General features: G+C 72.3%; 14 protein-coding genes. 10 read left to right on the forward strand and 4 right to left on the reverse strand.

Annotated features, from left to right (window positions below; genetic code table 11):
• Window positions 1-1,207 (forward strand): sulfate adenylyltransferase subunit 1 (locus JQN84_RS00005; RefSeq protein ID WP_204956361.1); only part of this gene is annotated, 1,207 nt, incomplete at its 5' end.
• A gap of 236 nt (window positions 1,208-1,443) precedes the next feature.
• Here the strand turns inward: JQN84_RS00005 and galK are convergent.
• Entirely contained in the window at window positions 1,444-2,610 is a 1,167-nt protein-coding gene (gene galK / locus JQN84_RS00010; RefSeq protein WP_204956362.1) for a galactokinase, read from the reverse strand.
• On the reverse strand, window positions 2,607-3,536 hold the full coding sequence (galE, locus tag JQN84_RS00015) for a UDP-glucose 4-epimerase GalE (RefSeq protein ID WP_239484666.1): 930 nt from the start codon (window positions 3,534-3,536) through the stop codon (window positions 2,607-2,609). Before galE ends, galK begins: the two co-directional genes overlap by 4 nt.
• Before the next feature lie 228 nt (window positions 3,537-3,764).
• Here galE and JQN84_RS00020 point away from each other — a divergent pair, with 228 nt between their 5' ends.
• From JQN84_RS00020 to JQN84_RS00045, 6 genes are all read left to right on the forward strand, one after another.
• On the forward strand, window positions 3,765-4,868 hold the full coding sequence (locus JQN84_RS00020) for a hemolysin family protein (RefSeq protein ID WP_204956364.1): 1,104 nt from the start codon (window positions 3,765-3,767) through the stop codon (window positions 4,866-4,868).
• Between the two features lie 33 nt (window positions 4,869-4,901).
• A complete protein-coding gene (gene trpS, locus JQN84_RS00025; RefSeq protein WP_204956365.1) occupies window positions 4,902-5,927 on the forward strand; it encodes a tryptophan--tRNA ligase in 1,026 nt (341 codons plus the stop codon).
• A gap of 32 nt (window positions 5,928-5,959) precedes the next feature.
• Complete coding sequence (locus JQN84_RS00030; RefSeq protein ID WP_204956366.1) at window positions 5,960-6,529, forward strand: 2'-5' RNA ligase family protein; 570 nt, start codon at window positions 5,960-5,962, stop codon at window positions 6,527-6,529.
• A 164-nt stretch (window positions 6,530-6,693) separates the two neighbouring features.
• Window positions 6,694-7,605, forward strand: coding sequence for a YihY/virulence factor BrkB family protein (locus JQN84_RS00035; RefSeq protein ID WP_281903241.1), 912 nt, complete (start codon window positions 6,694-6,696; stop codon window positions 7,603-7,605).
• Window positions 7,605-7,973, forward strand: a complete 369-nt coding sequence (locus tag JQN84_RS00040) for a GntR family transcriptional regulator (protein WP_204956368.1) — start codon at window positions 7,605-7,607, stop codon at window positions 7,971-7,973. The genes JQN84_RS00035 and JQN84_RS00040 overlap by 1 nt, the downstream gene beginning before the upstream one ends.
• Before the next feature lie 166 nt (window positions 7,974-8,139).
• Window positions 8,140-8,595 carry a hypothetical protein gene (locus tag JQN84_RS00045; protein ID WP_204956369.1) on the forward strand — a complete coding sequence of 152 codons (456 nt, stop codon included), beginning with the start codon at window positions 8,140-8,142 and terminating at the stop codon, window positions 8,593-8,595.
• 169 nt (window positions 8,596-8,764) lie between these two features.
• Here JQN84_RS00045 and JQN84_RS00050 read toward each other — a convergent pair whose 3' ends face one another.
• Window positions 8,765-10,399: a glycoside hydrolase family 13 protein gene (locus JQN84_RS00050; protein WP_204956370.1), complete on the reverse strand. Its 1,635-nt coding sequence runs from the start codon at window positions 10,397-10,399 to the stop codon at window positions 8,765-8,767.
• 212 nt (window positions 10,400-10,611) lie between these two features.
• Window positions 10,612-11,676, reverse strand: a complete 1,065-nt coding sequence (locus tag JQN84_RS00055) for a LacI family DNA-binding transcriptional regulator (protein ID WP_204956371.1) — start codon at window positions 11,674-11,676, stop codon at window positions 10,612-10,614.
• Between the two features lie 204 nt (window positions 11,677-11,880).
• Between JQN84_RS00055 and JQN84_RS00060 the strand changes: the two genes are divergently transcribed.
• Genes JQN84_RS00060 through JQN84_RS00070 form a run of 3 tightly spaced genes read left to right on the forward strand, consistent with a single transcriptional unit; the run spans window position 11,881 to window position 15,646 of the window.
• On the forward strand, window positions 11,881-13,134 hold the full coding sequence (locus tag JQN84_RS00060; protein WP_204956372.1) for a sugar ABC transporter substrate-binding protein: 1,254 nt from the start codon (window positions 11,881-11,883) through the stop codon (window positions 13,132-13,134).
• Window positions 13,134-14,771: an ABC transporter permease subunit gene (locus JQN84_RS00065; RefSeq protein ID WP_204956373.1), complete on the forward strand. Its 1,638-nt coding sequence runs from the start codon at window positions 13,134-13,136 to the stop codon at window positions 14,769-14,771. The genes JQN84_RS00060 and JQN84_RS00065 overlap by 1 nt, the downstream gene beginning before the upstream one ends.
• Complete coding sequence (locus JQN84_RS00070; protein ID WP_204956374.1) at window positions 14,768-15,646, forward strand: sugar ABC transporter permease; 879 nt, start codon at window positions 14,768-14,770, stop codon at window positions 15,644-15,646. Before JQN84_RS00065 ends, JQN84_RS00070 begins: the two co-directional genes overlap by 4 nt.
• Window position 15,647 lies beyond the last annotated feature (1 nt).

The raw sequence follows: 15,647 nt of genomic DNA on the forward strand, positions 1-15,647 counted from the left end.
GTCGACCCTGATCGGGCGGCTGCTGTACGACACGAAGTCGTTGTTCACCGACCAGTTGGCCGCGGTGGAGGCGGTCAGCGCGGCCCGGGGCGACGAGTACACCAACCTGGCGTTGCTCACCGATGGTCTGCGGGCCGAACGGGAACAGGGCATCACCATCGACGTGGCGTACCGGTACTTCGCCACGCCCCGGCGGAAGTTCATCATCGCCGACACCCCCGGGCACACCCAGTACACCCGCAACATGGTCACCGGCGCGTCCACGGCCGATCTGGCGTTGATCCTGGTGGACGCCCGTAAGGGGCTGGTGGAGCAGTCGCGGCGGCACGCGTTCCTGTGCTCGCTGCTGCGGGTGCCGCACCTGGTGCTGTGCGTCAACAAGATGGACCTGGTCGACTTCTCCCAGGAGGTCTTCGAGAAGATCGCCGACGAGTTCACCGCCTTCGCGGCGAAACTCGACGCGCCGGATCTGACCGTGGTGCCGATCTCCGCGTTGCGTGGCGACAACATCGTCACCCGGTCGGAGAACATGCCGTGGTACGAGGGCCCGTCGCTGCTGCACCACCTGGAGCACGTGCACATCGCCTCGGACCGCAACCTGGTCGACGTGCGGTTCCCGGTGCAGTACGTGATCCGCCCCCAGTCGACCACGGTGACCGACTACCGGGGCTACGCCGGGCAGGTCGCCTCCGGGGTGCTCAAGCCCGGCGACGAGGTGATGGTCCTGCCGTCCGGGTTCACCAGCCGGATCGCCGCCATCGACACCGCCGACGGCCCCGTCGACGAGGCGTTCCCCCCGATGTCGGTCACCGTCCGCCTCGACGACGAGATCGACATCTCGCGCGGCGACATGATCTGCCGGCCGAACAACGCACCGACCGTCTCGCAGGACATCGAGGCGATGGTCTGCTGGATGGACGAGACCCGGCCGCTCCAGGTCGGCGGCAAGTACACCATCAAGCACACCACGCGGACGGCCCGGACGATCGTGCGCGGCCTGTACTACCGGCTCGACGTCAACACCCTGCACCGCGACGAGACCGCCACCGAGCTGCGGCTCAACGAGATCGGCCGGGTACGGCTGCGGACCACCGTCCCGTTGCTGGCCGACGAGTACCGCCGTAACCGCACCACGGGCGGCTTTATCATCATCGACGAGGCCACGAACCGCACCGTAGCCGCCGGCATGATCGTCGACACCGCCTGACCCACCCCGCCTTGTCGGCTCTCGGTGATCAAGACCTTTGCGTCAGTTTCCGCTCGACGGATGACGCAAAGCTCTTGATCACCGCATACCAGCATGCCCACCCGCCCCGCCGCCCGAGTGCGCCTTGGTGATCAAGAGATTTGCGTCAGGTTTCGTTGATGGATTGACGTAAACCTCTTGATCACCGGCGCCCGAACGGGGGGTAGGAGCGGGGGCGGGAGTGGGGCCGGGGTGGGTCAGGGGAGGCGGGTGGCGCCGGGGGCGGGGAGGGCGGTGAGGGTGTCGGGGGCGGTGAAGCCGCGTTCGGCGTAGGCGGCCCGGACGGCTGCCGCCACCGGTTCCGCAGCCGCCGCCTCGACCAGGGCGAGGACGCAGCCGCCGAAGCCGCCGCCGGTCATCCGGGCACCGAGCGCACCGGCCGCGAGCGCCGCCTCGACGGCGGTGTCCACCTCGGGGACGGTGATCGCGAAGTCGTCCCGCATGGAGGCGTGCGAGGCGGTCAGCAGCGGCCCGATCTCGGCGACCCGGTCGGCGCGCAGCAGGGCGACGGTGTCGAGCACCCGCTGGTTCTCGGTGACCACGTGCCGGACCCGGCGTCGGGTCTCGTCGTCGGGCAGCCGCCCGAGTGCGGCGTCGAGGTCGGCGACCGGCACGTCGCGCAGGGCGGGCACGCCGAGCAGGTCGGCGGCCCGTTCGCAGGAGGCGCGGCGGGAGGCGTACTCGCCGTCGGCGTGCCGGTGCGGTGCGCGGCTGTCGATCACCAGGATGGCCAGGCCGGCGGCGTCGAGGTCGAACGGGACGTGGTCGACGGATTCGTCCCGGCAGTCGAGGAACAGGGCGTGGCCGGCGCGGCAGCGGATCACCGCCGACTGGTCCATGATGCCGGTCGGCGCGCCGACGTAGCCGTTCTCGGCGCGTTGGGCCAGCCGGGGCCGGCGCTCGGCGGGCAGGTCCAGCCCGCCCAGGTCGGCCAGGGCGGCGAGCACCGCCGCCTCCAGGGCTGCCGAGGAGGACAGCCCGGAGCCGAGCGGCACGTCCGAGGCGACGGCCAGCCGGACGCCGGGGACGGCGTACCCGGCCCCGCGCAGGGCCCAGACGACCCCGGCGACGTAGCCGCCCCAGCCGGCGACCCGGCCGGGTGCGTCGGCCTCGGCGGCTCCGAAGTCGACGGGCCGGTCGCTGATCTCCGAGCGGACCGTCCAGCGTTCGCCGGGCTGCGGGTCGGCGGCGACCACGGTACGCAGCGGCAGGGCGAAGGGGAGCACGAATCCGTCGTTGTAGTCGGTGTGCTCGCCGATCAGGTTGACCCGTCCGGGTGCCGCCCAGCGTCCGGCGGGCGTCGCGTCGTACCCGGAGGTGAAGCCGGCGGTGGCGCGGTCGGCGACGTCGGGCCGGCCCGTCACGACTGCCCCAGCACGTGCGCGCGGTAGAACGCCCAGGCGTCGCCGACCATGTCGGTGAGGGTGGGTTTCTCGGGCACCCAGCCCAGTTCCTGCCGGGCCAGCGCCGAGGAGGCGACGAGTTCGGCCGGGTCGCCCTCGCGACGGGGGGCGGTCTCGACCGGCACCGGGTGCCCGGTGACCTCGCGGACCACGTCGACGACCTGCCGGTTGGTGAAGCCGCTGCCGTTGCCGAGGTTGTAGATGCGGTGCCGGCCTTGCACGGCGGCGGTGAGCGCCAGCAGGTGGGCGCGGGCCAGGTCCTCGACGTGGATGTAGTCGCGGACGCAGGTGCCGTCGACGGTGGGGTAGTCGTCGCCGAAGAGTTGGAGTTTCTCCCGGCGGCCGGCGGCGACGTCGAGGGCGATCGGGATGAGGTGGGTCTCCGGGTCGTGCCGTTCGCCGATGGCGAGGCCGTCGCGCAGGTACGCCCCGGCGACGTTGAAGTAGCGCAGCGACACGGCGGCGAGGTCGTGTGCGGTCGCCTCGGAGGTGAGCACCAGGTCGACGGCGAGCTTGGTGGCGCCGTACGTGTTGGTGGGGGCCTTGACGGCGGTCTCCGGGATGGGCAGTTCGACCGGGTTGCCGTAGACGGCGGCGGTGGAGGAGAAGACCAGGCGTGGCACCCGGGCGGCCCGGACGGCGTCGATCAGCGCGATCGAGCTGACCGTGTTGGCGTGCCAGTACCGCTCGGGGTGGACCATCGACTCGCCGGCGGCGATCAGCGCGGCGAAGTGCAGCACCCCGTCGTAGCCGGCGTCGGGGGTGAGCACCTGGGCCGCCTCGTGCACGGGCAGGTCGACGTGGGTGGCGTCGGGGGCGAGCGCTGCCCGGTGGCCGGTGCGCAGGTCGTCCAGGACGGTCACCTGGTGTCCGGCGTCGAGCAGCATCCGGGTCACCACGCTGCCGATGTAGCCGGCGCCGCCGGTGACGAGCAGTTTCACGTCGGTCCTCCTGCCTGGCCGCGCCCGCTGCGGCCGTTCGTGATCACCCTACGGCCGGCTGCTGTCGCCGCGCTGTGCGTCGCGGGGTCAACCCCATCCCATCATGAACCTTCATGATTGAACAGATCCGCACATTGCCCACCGGCCGGGTCCGTCGGCCCTACCATCACTTCCATGCGGGAAGCGGGTGGTCCCGGGCCCCGGAGACGCGCGCCGGGGCGGAGCCGGCGCGTACCCGGGCCGGTGGCCCGCAGCGTCGCGCGGCTGGTCGTCCGGGCCGCCGACGGCGCCACCCGGCTCGTCACCGACCTGCTCGGCGCCAGCCCCACCGCCGGCCGGGAACGGATCAGCGAGCACGAGCTACGCGACCTGGTCGCCGCGAACACCGTGCTCGACCCCGACGAACGGCGGATCATCGACGAGGTACTGGTCGCCGGGGCCAGCCTGGTCCGCGAGGTGATGATGCCCCGCACCGAGGTGGTCTTCCTCGCCGCCGGACTGACCCTCGCCGAGGCCGAACGCCTGGTCCGGATCGACCCGCACACCAGGTACCCGGTGGTCGACGGCACCCACGACGACGTGGTCGGCTTCGTGCACCTGCGCGACGTGCTGCTCCGCCCCGACCTGGACCCGTCGACCACGGTGGGCCGGCTGAGCCGGGAGGTCAAGCGGCTGCCCGGCAGCAAGCGGGTGCTCGCCGCGCTGACCGAGATGCGCCGCGAGGGCCACCACCTCGCCGTGGTGGTCGACGAGTACGGCGGCACCGCCGGCATCGTGACCTGCGAGGACCTGATCGAGGAACTGGTCGGGGAGATCCACGACGAGTACGCCGGCCCACCCGAGCCGGCGTCGGCCGGCCTGCCCGCCGTGGTCGACGGTCGGCTCAACCTGGCCGACTTCGCCGAGCGGACCGGGGTGCCGCTGCCCGCCGGCCCGTACGAGACGGTCGGCGGGTACGTGATGGCGGCCCTCGGCCGGCTCCCGGTGGCCGGCGACGAGGTGCCGGTCACCGCGCCGGCCGACCCGCCGCCGGCCGCCCCGGCCGACGGGTGGCTGTTGCGGGTGCTCGCCCTCGACGGCCGTCGGGTGTCCCGGGTCGCGGTCTCCACCGCCCGCCTGCCCGAGCCACGACGCGAGGCCACCGCACCGCCGGAGCCGACGGCCACCGCGCCGCCGGGGGTGCCGGCCACCGGTCCGCCCGGGTGGTCGCAAGCGGCGGGACGGGAGGTCACCGCCCCGGTGGAACCGGCGGCGAGCCGACCCGCCGGCCCGTCATGACGGACGCCCGGGGTTGCTGACAGAATTGCCGGCATGTCCGACGCTCCCGCCCGCCCCCGCGTCTTCTCCGGCATCCAGCCGACGGCCGACTCGTTCCACCTCGGCAACTACCTGGGCGCGGTGCGGCACTGGGTGGCGTTGCAGGACACCCACGAGGCGTTCTACTGCGTGGTCGACCTGCACGCGATCACCGCCGGGCACGATCCGGCGGTGCTGCGACAGCGCACCCGGGTGGCCGCCGCGCAGCTCCTCGCGGTCGGCATCGACCCCGAGCGCAGCGCGCTGTTCGTCCAGTCGCAGGTGCCCGAGCACGCGCAGCTGGCGTGGGTGCTGGGCTGCATCACCGGCTTCGGTGAGGCGAGCCGGATGACCCAGTTCAAGGACAAGTCGCAGAAGCAGGGCAGCGAGCGCTCCAGCGTCGGCCTGTTCACGTACCCGATCCTCCAGGCCGCCGACATCCTGCTCTACCAGGCCGACGCGGTGCCGGTCGGCGAGGACCAGCGGCAGCACCTGGAACTCTCCCGGGATCTGGCCCAGCGGTTCAACTCGCTGTTCGGGCCGACCTTCACGGTGCCCGCCCCGCACATCGTGAAGGACACTGCCAAGATCACCGACCTCCAGGAGCCGACGGCGAAGATGTCGAAGTCGTCGTCCTCCCCGGCCGGCATCATCGACCTGCTGGAGGACCCGGCCCGCTCGGCCAAGAAGATCCGCTCGGCGGTCACCGACACCGGCCGGGAGATCGTCTTCGACACCGAGACCAAGCCCGGGGTGTCCAACCTGCTCACCATCCACTCCGCCCTGTCCGGCCGGAGCATCGACGACCTGGTGGCCGCGTACGCGGGCCGGGGCTACGGCGATCTCAAGAAGGAGCTGGCCGAGGTGGTCCGTGAGTTCGTCACCCCGATCCAGGAACGCACCCGGGCCTACCTCGACGACCCCGCGCAGCTCGACAAGCTGCTCGCCGTCGGGGTGGAGAAGGCCCGCGCGGTGACCGTGCCGACGCTGCGTACAGCGTACGAGCGGGTCGGGTTCCTGGCGTCGGCCCCCGTGGCGTAACGGTGGGCGGGTCGGCGGTACGGGTCGAGACGATGGCCGGAGGGGTGGCGCGGAGCGTGGATCGCAGCGACGGGATACCGGTGGCCGGCGAGACCATCCAGATCGGGATCGCGGTGGACATCCCGGAGCCGTGGGGCGGGCTGCTCACCCGACGCCGGGTGCAGACGGGTGACCCGCAGGTCGTCCCGGCGCACGTGACCCTGCTCGGCCCGACCGAGATCCCCCTGGCCGCGCTGGAGTCGGTCGAGGCGCACCTGGCCGAGGTGGCCACCGCCCACCTGCCGTTCACCCTGCACCTGCGGGGGACGGGCACGTTCCGGCCGGTGACCCAGGTGGTCTTCGTCGCGGTCGCGGCCGGGATCAGCGAGTGCGAGCTGCTCGCCGCCGCCATCAGCGCCGCCCCGCACCTGCACCGGGAGCTGCGCTTCCCGTACCACCCGCACGTCACCGTGGCGCAGGACGTCGCCCCGGAGGCGCTGGACCGGGCCTACGAGGATCTCGCCGACTTCTCGGCGATGTTCGAGGTGGAGAGCTTCACCCTCTTCTCGCACAGCGGTGAGACCCGGTGGCAGCCGCGCCGGGACTTCCGGCTCGGCGGCTGACCCGTCCCGTGGCCGGCCGGAGGTGCCCCCGCTGCGGCACCCCGCCCGCCGGTGGGACGCTGGTGGCCGGCACCCGCTTCCGCCGACCGCCTGTTGGTCGGCACCGGTGACGACAGATCGGCGAGGATGACGTGGTGGACGCGTGGGGCCGGTGGACGGCCGGCATCGACCGCCGGGTCACCGTGGCCCGGCACCGGTGGCCCCGGCTCGACCACCTCTGGCGGGCGGTCGACCTCTACGGCGAGGTGCTGGGCGGACGGTTGGCCGCTGCCATCGCCTACTACGGCTTCTTCGCCGTGTTCGCCCTCGCCCTGGTCGCGTACTCGGTGTTCGGGGCGATCCTGGAGGACAACGACGAGGTCTCCGACGCGGTGGCGGAGTTCCTGCGGGACAACCTGCCCTTCCTCGACCCGCAGCAGATCGCCGAGAGCAGCAACGCGGTCGGGGTGGTGGGCCTGGTGATCCTGTTCTTCACCGGGATCGGCTGGGTGGAGGCGATCCGGTCGTCGCAGCGGCTGATGTACGGCTTCAACCAGCAGCCGGGCAACCTGGTGGTCCGGCGGCTGGTGGATCTGGGCGTGCTGCTGCTGGTCTTCGTCATGCTGGGCATCTCGGTGGCGGCGGTGGACGCGCTGGAGTCGGTGCTGCGGTTCCTGCTGCGGGCCACCGGGTCGGTGGGGCTGACCACCGTCAGCGCGGTGCTCAGCGTGCTGGTCAACGCGGTGCTGGCGACGGCGCTGCTGGTGGCGGTGCCCCGGCTGCGGATGAGCCGCCGCCGGCTGCGCCCGGTGGTGCTGCTGGTCGCGGTCGGCATCACCCTGCTCAACACCGTCGGCCGGTTCTACATCGTGCGGACCGAGCGGAACCCGGCGTACGCGGTGGTGGCCGGCGCGGTGGCCGTGCTGCTCTACCTCTACCTGCTCAACCAACTGGTGCTCTTCGGTGCGGCGCTGGCCGCCACCAGCCGGCACGGCCGGGTGGTCGACCTGTCGGAGGGGGCGGTGATGCGGCAGGTCAACGTCGAGGCCGACGTCGACACCGAAACCGATCCGGGTACGCCGGGAGGAGCGGGCTGATGCCTGTCGAGATCGATCCGGGCTCCCCGGTGCCCCCGTACGAGCAGGTGCGGGCGCAGCTCGCCGCGATGATCGGCGACGGCCGGCTGACGGTCGGCACCCGGCTGGCCCCGGTGCGGCAGTTCGCCGCCGAGTTGGGGTTGGCGGTGAACACGGTGGCCCGCGCCTACCGGGAGCTGGAGTCGGCCGGGCTGCTGGAGACCCGGGGCCGGCACGGCAGCTTCGTCGCCCCGGGGCGGGACGACGCGGTCGACCGGTTGCAGCGGGCGGCGGCCCGGTACGCCGAGGAGGCGACCCGGCTGGGCGTGCCGCCGGACCGGGCGTTGGCCCTGGTCCGCGCCGCCCTGGACGGTCCACCCCCGGCGTGAGCCCGCGTCGTCGCTCCCGGCCCGGCCGGCGCTGGGGTCGGGGCGGGCGGTCGGGTGGTCGACGGTGGGGCCGCCCGGAGGGAAAGCGGGATGCCGACAGTCGTCGGAAAAGATGAATGGGGCAAATGCCGCCCGGTGCGCCGGCCGGAACGACCATGATGAGCCGGTGGGCGCACTCGTGACGCTGGACCTGCCGGACGACTCGCCGCTGCTCACCCTGCCCTGGATCATCACGTTCGGCCCGCTCGCCGATCCGGCCGAATGGGAACCCGTGGTCTGCGGGCCGTACGAGCGACCGCACGCGCTGGCCCTGGCCGAGGCGGTGGTGGCCGACGAACGGTTCATGGCGGTGGTCGAACCGCTGGTGCCGGCGCTGTCGGCCGAGGAGATCCGGGGCGAGATCGCCGCGTCGCAGCTCGCCGCCGCCGACGAGGAGGCCCGGATCTCCGCGGCCGACCTCTACGGGGACTTCGACGACGTCCTCGACGAGCAGGACGTCCTCGACGAGCAGGAGGACGAGGAGGTCGCCGGGGCCGACCGGCCGCAGCCGCCGCCCGTACCGACCGAGGCGCAGGTGCGGGCGGGCTTCGGGCGGATCGCGGGGCTGCTGCGCGGCCGGTGACGGGGCGGGTGACGCCGGTGTGCGGTGGTGGTGCACCGGCACCCCCGGGAAGCGGACCTCCCCGGGGGTGCCGGTGCCACCTTCACCCCCCACCACAAGGGGTCGGCAGCCCAGCCGCCCGTCGGCGCGGGGCACAACGGACGACCAGGTCAATGGCGGGTTACCCGGCTCAGCGCCGTTCGAACCACGCGGCTGCGTCCACCGGCAGGACGTGTCCGGCGTCCTGCTCGGTGAGGTCGGCGCTGGCCACCAGGGGGTGGCCGTACCCGTCGATCAGGACCGGGGCACCGCTGAGGTTGACCACGCAGGTCAGCGCGGTGTCGTCGGCGTCGCGGCGGAACGCCAGCACCCCGGGCCCGGTCTCCTGCCAGAGCACCGGGCCGGCGGTGGCCGACAGCGCCGGGTGCGTACGCCTGACCCGCAGCGCGGCCCGGTACAGCTCCAGCGTCGACCCGGGCGTCCCGGTCTGGGCGGCCACCGACAGGGCCCGCCAGGTGGCCGGGGCCGGCAGCCAGCTCAGCTCGCTGCTGTCCGGCCCGAAGCCGTACGGGGGCAGCTCGCCGCCCCACGGGATCGGCACCCGGCAGCCGTCACGGCTCTCCCCGGTACGCAGGAACGCCGGGTCCTGCCGGAGCGCGTCGGGCAGGTCCAGCACCTCGGGCAGGCCGAGCTCCTCGCCCTGGTAGAGGTAGGTGGAGCCGGGCAGGGCCAGCATGAGCAGGGCGGCGGCGCGGGCCCGGCGCAGGCCGACCTCGCCGTCGCCGTAGCGGGTGACGTGCCGCTGCCGGTCGTGGTTGGACAGCACCCAGGTGGTCGGCGCACCGACGATCGTCGCCTCGGCCAGGGCGGTGTCGATCACCTTGCGGAACGAGTCGGCCGACCAGGTGGCGTCGAGGAAGTCGAAGCTGAACGCCTGGTGCAGCTCGTCCGGGCCGATGTAGCGGGCGAGCCGCTGCGGGGTCTCCGCCCACGCCTCGGCGACCGCCATCCGGCCGCCGGGGTAGCTGTCCAGGATGGGGCGCCAGGCCCGGTAGATGTCGTGCACCTCGTCCTGGTCGAAGTAGGGCAGCCGGCCCTTGCCGAGCAACTCCGACTGGCGGCGGCCGGTGGTCATCGAGCTGAAGCCGACGTCCGGCAGCCCCTCCGCCTTGATCATCCCGTGGGCCACGTCGATCCGGAACCCGTCGACGCCCCGGTCGAGCCAGAACCGCAGCACGTCTTCGAACTCGGCCCGCACCTGCGGGTGCCGCCAGTTGAGGTCGGGCTGCGCCGGGTCGAACAGGTGCAGGTACCACTGGCCGTCGGGCAGCCGCGTCCAGGCGGGGCCGCCGAAGATGCTCTCCCAGTCGTTGGGGGGCAACTCGCCGTCGATGCCCCGGCCGTCGGCGAACAGGTAACGCGCCCGCTCGGGGGAGCCGGGGCCGGCGGCGAGGGCGGCGGTGAACCAGGGGTGCGCGCTGGAGGTGTGGTTGGGCACCAGGTCCACGATGATCCGCAGGCCCAGCGCGTGCGCGTCGGTGATCATGGCATCGAAGTCGGCGAGGTCGCCGAAGAGCGGGTCGACGTCGCGGTAGTCGGCCACGTCGTAGCCGGCGTCGATCTGCGGCGAGGTGTAGAACGGGGTCAGCCAGAGCGCGTCCACCCCGAGGTCACGCAGGTACGGCAGCCGCTGCCGGATGCCGCCGAGGTCGCCGACGCCGTCGCCGTCGGAGTCGGCGAAGCTGCGAACGTACACCTGGTAGACGACCGCGGCGCGCCACCAGTCGTCGTCGGAGGCCAGCGGCGTGGGGTCGGTGGCGGTCATCGGCGGAGATCCCCGTTCTGTGGCGGGACGGCGGTGCCCGCGCGGCGGTGGGTGACGGACGCGGGTGTGGAGAGAATGCCGGCCGGATGCTGCAAGAGTCAAGCATGCCTTGCGCAAGAAATGACGTCCGTCACCGGCGCTCGGGGCGGGTCGTTCGTGGGCGCGTCCCCTCCGCCGGGAGACGGGGGAGCGCGGCCGGCGGCGGCGGGGGCTCAGGCGGGGACGGCGAGGGCGGGCGGTGCCGGGCGCTGCCGGCCGGTGCCCGTCTGGCGTACCACCGCGGTCGACCCGCGGACCACCAGCTCCGGGCGGAACAGGTACTCCGAGTGCGGCGCGGCGTGCCCGTTGATCTCGTCGACCAGGGCCCGGACGGCGGCCACCGCCATCGCGGCCACCGGCTGCCGCATGGTGGTCAGCGGCGGGTCGGTGAAGGCCATCAGCGGCGAGTCGTCGTAGCCGACCACCGACAGGTCGCCGGGCACGGACAGGCCGCGCTGCCGGGCGGCCCGCATCGCGCCGAGCGCCATCAGGTCGGAGCCGCAGACGATCCCGGTGACCCCGCGCTCGATCAGCCGGCCGGCGGCGGCCTCGCCGCCCTCGACCCCGAACAGCGAGAGCTCGGCGAGCGCGTCCAGGTCGCCGCCGGTGGTGCCGAGCCGGGTCATCGCGGCCCGGAAGCCGGCCACCCGGCGCTGCACCGGCACGAACCGGTCCGGCCCGGTGATCAGGCCGATCTGCCGGTGCCCGAGCGCTACCAGGTGCGCCACGGCCAGCTCGGTGGCCTCCCGGTCGTCGCAGGAGACGAAGGGCGCGGCGATGCCCGGGGCGTACCCGTTGATCATGACGACCGGCAGCGGCCTGGCGATCAGCGCGCGGTACCGGTCGTGGTTGGCCGCCGTGTCGGCGTGCAGGCCGGAGACGAAGACGATGCCGGAGACCTGCCGGTCGAGCAGCATCTCCACGTACTCGTCCTCGGTGACCCCGCCCGGGGTCTGGGTGCACAGCACCGGGGTGAAGCCGCTCTGCGCCAGCGTCGACTCGATCACCTGGGCGAAGGCCGGGAAGATCGGATTCTCCAGCTCCGGCACCACCAGCCCGACCAGCCCGGCGCTGCGTTTGCGCAGCCGGGCGGGGCGCTCGTAGCCGAGCACGTCGAGGGCGGTCAGGACGGCCTGCCGGGTCTCCGGGGCCACGCCGGGGCGGTCGTTGAGCACCCGCGACACCGTGGCCTCGCTGACTTCGGCCTGTTGGGCGATGTCGGACAGTCGAGCGCGCATGGCGGAACTTTAACCCAAGGGCAAGTTCTTGCGTACGTCTCTGCAAGCCCTTCCAATATCTGCAACCTATTGCTAACGTCCCGGCAACACGCGACAGCAGCGGCGCGGCCTTCCCGACGCCGGTCAGCAAGAACTTGCAGAGTTTCCTACGGCGAGGCCGCCCTTCCTCAGGTGGCCGGCCCCGTCATGACGACAGGAGTACCGATGCGCATCCGTACCGCGGGTGTGGTCACCGTTCTCGGCCTGGCGCTCGCCGCGTCGGGCTGCGGCGGCGACAACAGCAAGGACGAACCGGCCGCCAAGGCCACCTCCCCGGCCGCGAGCGGCAAGCTCGTCATCTGGGCGGACGACAAGCGGACCGCGGCCCTCAAGCCGTTCGCCGACAAGTTCGGCCAGGAGAACGGCGTCACCGTCGAGGTGCAGGCCGTCTCCAAGGATCTCCAGACCAACTTCGTCACCGCCTCCCAGCAGGGCAGCGGCCCGGACGTGGTGGTCGGCGCGCACGACTGGATCGGCAACCTCGTGCAGAACGGGGCGATCGACCCGGTGCAGCTCGCCGCCGAGCAGAAGTCCGGCTTCAACGAGACCGCGATCAAGGCGGTCACGTTCAACGGGCAGCTCTACGGCGTCCCGTACGCCACCGAGAACATCGCGCTGATCCGCAACACCGCGCTGGCCCCCGAGGCGCCGAAGACGATCGAGGACCTGGTCGCCACCGGCAAGAAGCTCAAGGCCGACAAGAAGGCCAGCGAGATCCTCTGCCTCCAGTCCGGACAGAACGGCGACGCGTACCACATCTACCCGCTGTACACCTCGGCCGGCGGCTATCTCTTCGGCACCGCCGCCAACGGCGACTACGACCCCAAGGACCTGGGCGTGGGCAAGCCGGAGTCGGTCGCGGCCTTCCAGAAGATCGCGAAGCTGGGGGAGAAGGGCGACGGCGCGCTGAAGCGCTCCATCACCGGCGAGAACTCCATCGCCACCTTCACCGGCAAGAAGTGCGCCTTCCTGGTCTCCGGCCCGTGGGCGATCGCCGACGCCAAGAAGGCCGGCATCTCCTACGACATCTCCCCGGTCCCCGGCTTCGCCGGTGGCAAGCAGGCCCAGCCGTTCGTCGGCGTCCAGGCGTTCTACGTCGCCGCCAAGGGCAAGAACAAGGCGCTGGCCCAGGAGTTCGTCACCAACTACGTGACCACCCCCGAGCTGGCCGTGGCGCTCTATCAGGCCGAGCCCCGCCCGCCGGCGCTGACCGCCGCGTTCGACCAGGTCAAGGGCACCGACCCGGACCTCGCCAAGTTCTCCGAGGCGGGCAAGGGCGGCCAGGTGCTGCCGGCGATCCCGGCCATGGCCGCGATCTGGGATCCGTTCGGCAAGGCCGAGGCCGCCGTCATCGGCGGTGCCGACCCGGCGAAGACCGTCACCGCAGCCGGCAAGACGATCTCGGGTCAGATCAAGTAATGAGCACGCTGTCCGGCCCGGGACCTGCCCCGCAGGCCCCGGGCCGGGGGCCCGCGCGCTCCGGGCCCCCGGACACCTCCCGTGCCGCGCGCCAGCACACGCCGGTCACCGCGACCGGCCTCGCCGTCAAGGTGGTCCTGCTCGGCCTGGTGGCCGGGATCGCGATCTGGGCGGCCTTCCCGCTCGTCGCCGCCCGGCTCTGGGTCGGTCTCGCCATCCTGGCGGCCACCACCGCCGGCCTGTGCTACCTCTACCTGACCCGCCGGCACATCCCGGCCAAGTACCTGGTGCCAGGAACGATCTTCCTGATCGCTTTCCAGGTCTTCCCGGTGCTCTACACCGCGAGCACCGCGTTCACCAACTTCGGCGACGGCCACCGGGGTTCCAAGGCCGACGCGGTCGTCGCCATCGAGACCTCCTCGGTCAAGCAGGTCCCCGGCTCCGCCGAGTACGCCCTCGCCATCGCCACCACCGGCGACCCGGCCACCGGGCCACTGGTCTTCCTGCTCACCGACCCGGGGACCGGCCGGGTCTCCGCCGGGGACGCCGCCGGGCTGCGCCCGCTCGACGCCGCCGACGTGACCGTCGCCGCCAGCGGCCGGGTCACCGCCGCCAAGGGCTACACCGTGCTCAACGTCGGTCAGGCCAGCGTACGCAGCGAGGAGATCACCGCCCTGGTCGTGCCGACCCCCGGTGGCGCGGTGCGCTCCACCGGTCTGTCCCGCGCCTACGAGGGCAAAGCCGTCCGGGCGTACGACCGGGGCTGTGACTGCGTCACCGACAACGAGACCGGCAGGACCTGGACGGCCGACCCGGACACCGGCTCCTTCGTCGCCGCCGACGGCGAGCGGCTCGCCCAGGGCTGGCAGGTCGGGGTGGGGCTGAAGAACTTCGCCCGGGTGCTCACCGACCCGGACATCTCCGGCCCGTTCTTCGGCACCCTGCTGTGGAACTTCGCCTTCGCGATCGGCTCCACCGGCTTCACTTTCGGACTCGGCATGGCCATCGCGCTGGCCCTGCACTCGCCCCGGATGCGGGGCACCAACCTCTACCGGGTCTTCCTGATCCTGCCGTACGCGATGCCGTCGTTCGCGATGCTGCTGGTCTGGCGGGACATGTTCAACACCGATTTCGGCCTGGTCAACAACCTGTTCGGCCTCGGCGTCGACTGGTTCGGCGAGGCCTGGTCGGCGCGGGTGGCGGTGCTGCTGGTGCAGCTCTGGCTCGGGTACCCGTACATGTTCCTGGTGACCACGGGCGCGCTCCAGGCGATCCCCAAGGAGCTGACCGAGGCCACCTCGGTCGACGGCGCGTCGCCCTGGCAGTCGTTCCGGGCGGTCACCCTGCCGCTGCTGCTGGTGGCGCTCTCGCCGCTGCTGATCGCGTCGTTCGCGTACAACTTCAACAACATCAACGCGATCTGGTTGACCACCGAGGGTGGCCCGTTCGCGCCGGACAACCCGACCAACGGGGCCACCGACCTGCTGATCACGTACACCTACCGGCTGGCCTTCGGCGCGCAGGGCGCCGAGTTCGGGCTGGCCGCCGCGGTGTCGATCTTCATCTTCGCGATCGTGGCCACGGTGTCGGCGATCAGCTTCCGGCGTACCCGCCAGCAGGAGGAGGTCTACTCGTGACGACCCACCCGAAGGCCGCCGGCCGGCGCGGGCGCCGGTGGCTCACCCAGGTCGGCTGGCGGCATGTGGTCGGCCTGCTGGCGGTGGCGTTCAGCCTCTTCCCGATCCTGTTCGTGCTCTCCGCCGCGCTCAACCCGCTCGGCACCCTCTCGTCGACCGAGCTGCTGCCCACCGGGGCGTCGCTCACCAACTTCGGCAACCTGTTCGAGCGGACGGAGTTCGCCCGCTGGTTCCTCAACTCGCTGCTCATCGCGGGCGGGGCGAGCTTCGCGTCGATCTTCCTGTCCTCGCTGGCGGCGTACGCGTTCTCCCGGATGCGCTTCGCCGGACGGCGGTTCGGGCTGCTGACCCTGCTGCTGATCCAGATGTTCCCGCAGTTCCTGGCGATCGTGGCGATCTTCCTGATCTTCACCCGGGTCACCGACCTGTGGCCGTCGATCGGCTTCAACACCCCGTGGGGCCTGTTCCTGCTCTACATGGGCGGCGCGCTGGGCATGAACACCTGGCTGATGAAGGGGTTCTTCGACACCCTGCCCCGCGAACTGGACGAGTCGGCCACCATGGACGGCGCGAGCCACGCCCAGGTCTTCTTCCGGATCATGCTGCCGCTGGTGGCGCCGATCCTGGCGGTGACCGCGCTGCTGTCGTTCATCGGCACGATCAACGAGTTCATGATCGCCAACGTGTTCCTCACCGATCCCGGGTCCAAGACCCTCGCGGTCGGCATGTTCGGCCTGGTCGCGGGGGAGCGGAACAACAACTTCGGCATCTTCGCGGCGGGCACCCTGCTCACCGCGGTCCCCACCGTGCTGGTCTTCCAGCTCCTCCAGCGCTACATCGTCTCCGGCCTCACCGCCGGGGCGGTCAAGGGCTGAA

Origin of the sequence: Micromonospora humidisoli (assembly GCF_016900955.1) — a bacterium.
Taxonomy (GTDB): Bacteria; Actinomycetota; Actinomycetes; order Mycobacteriales; family Micromonosporaceae; genus Micromonospora; species Micromonospora wenchangensis.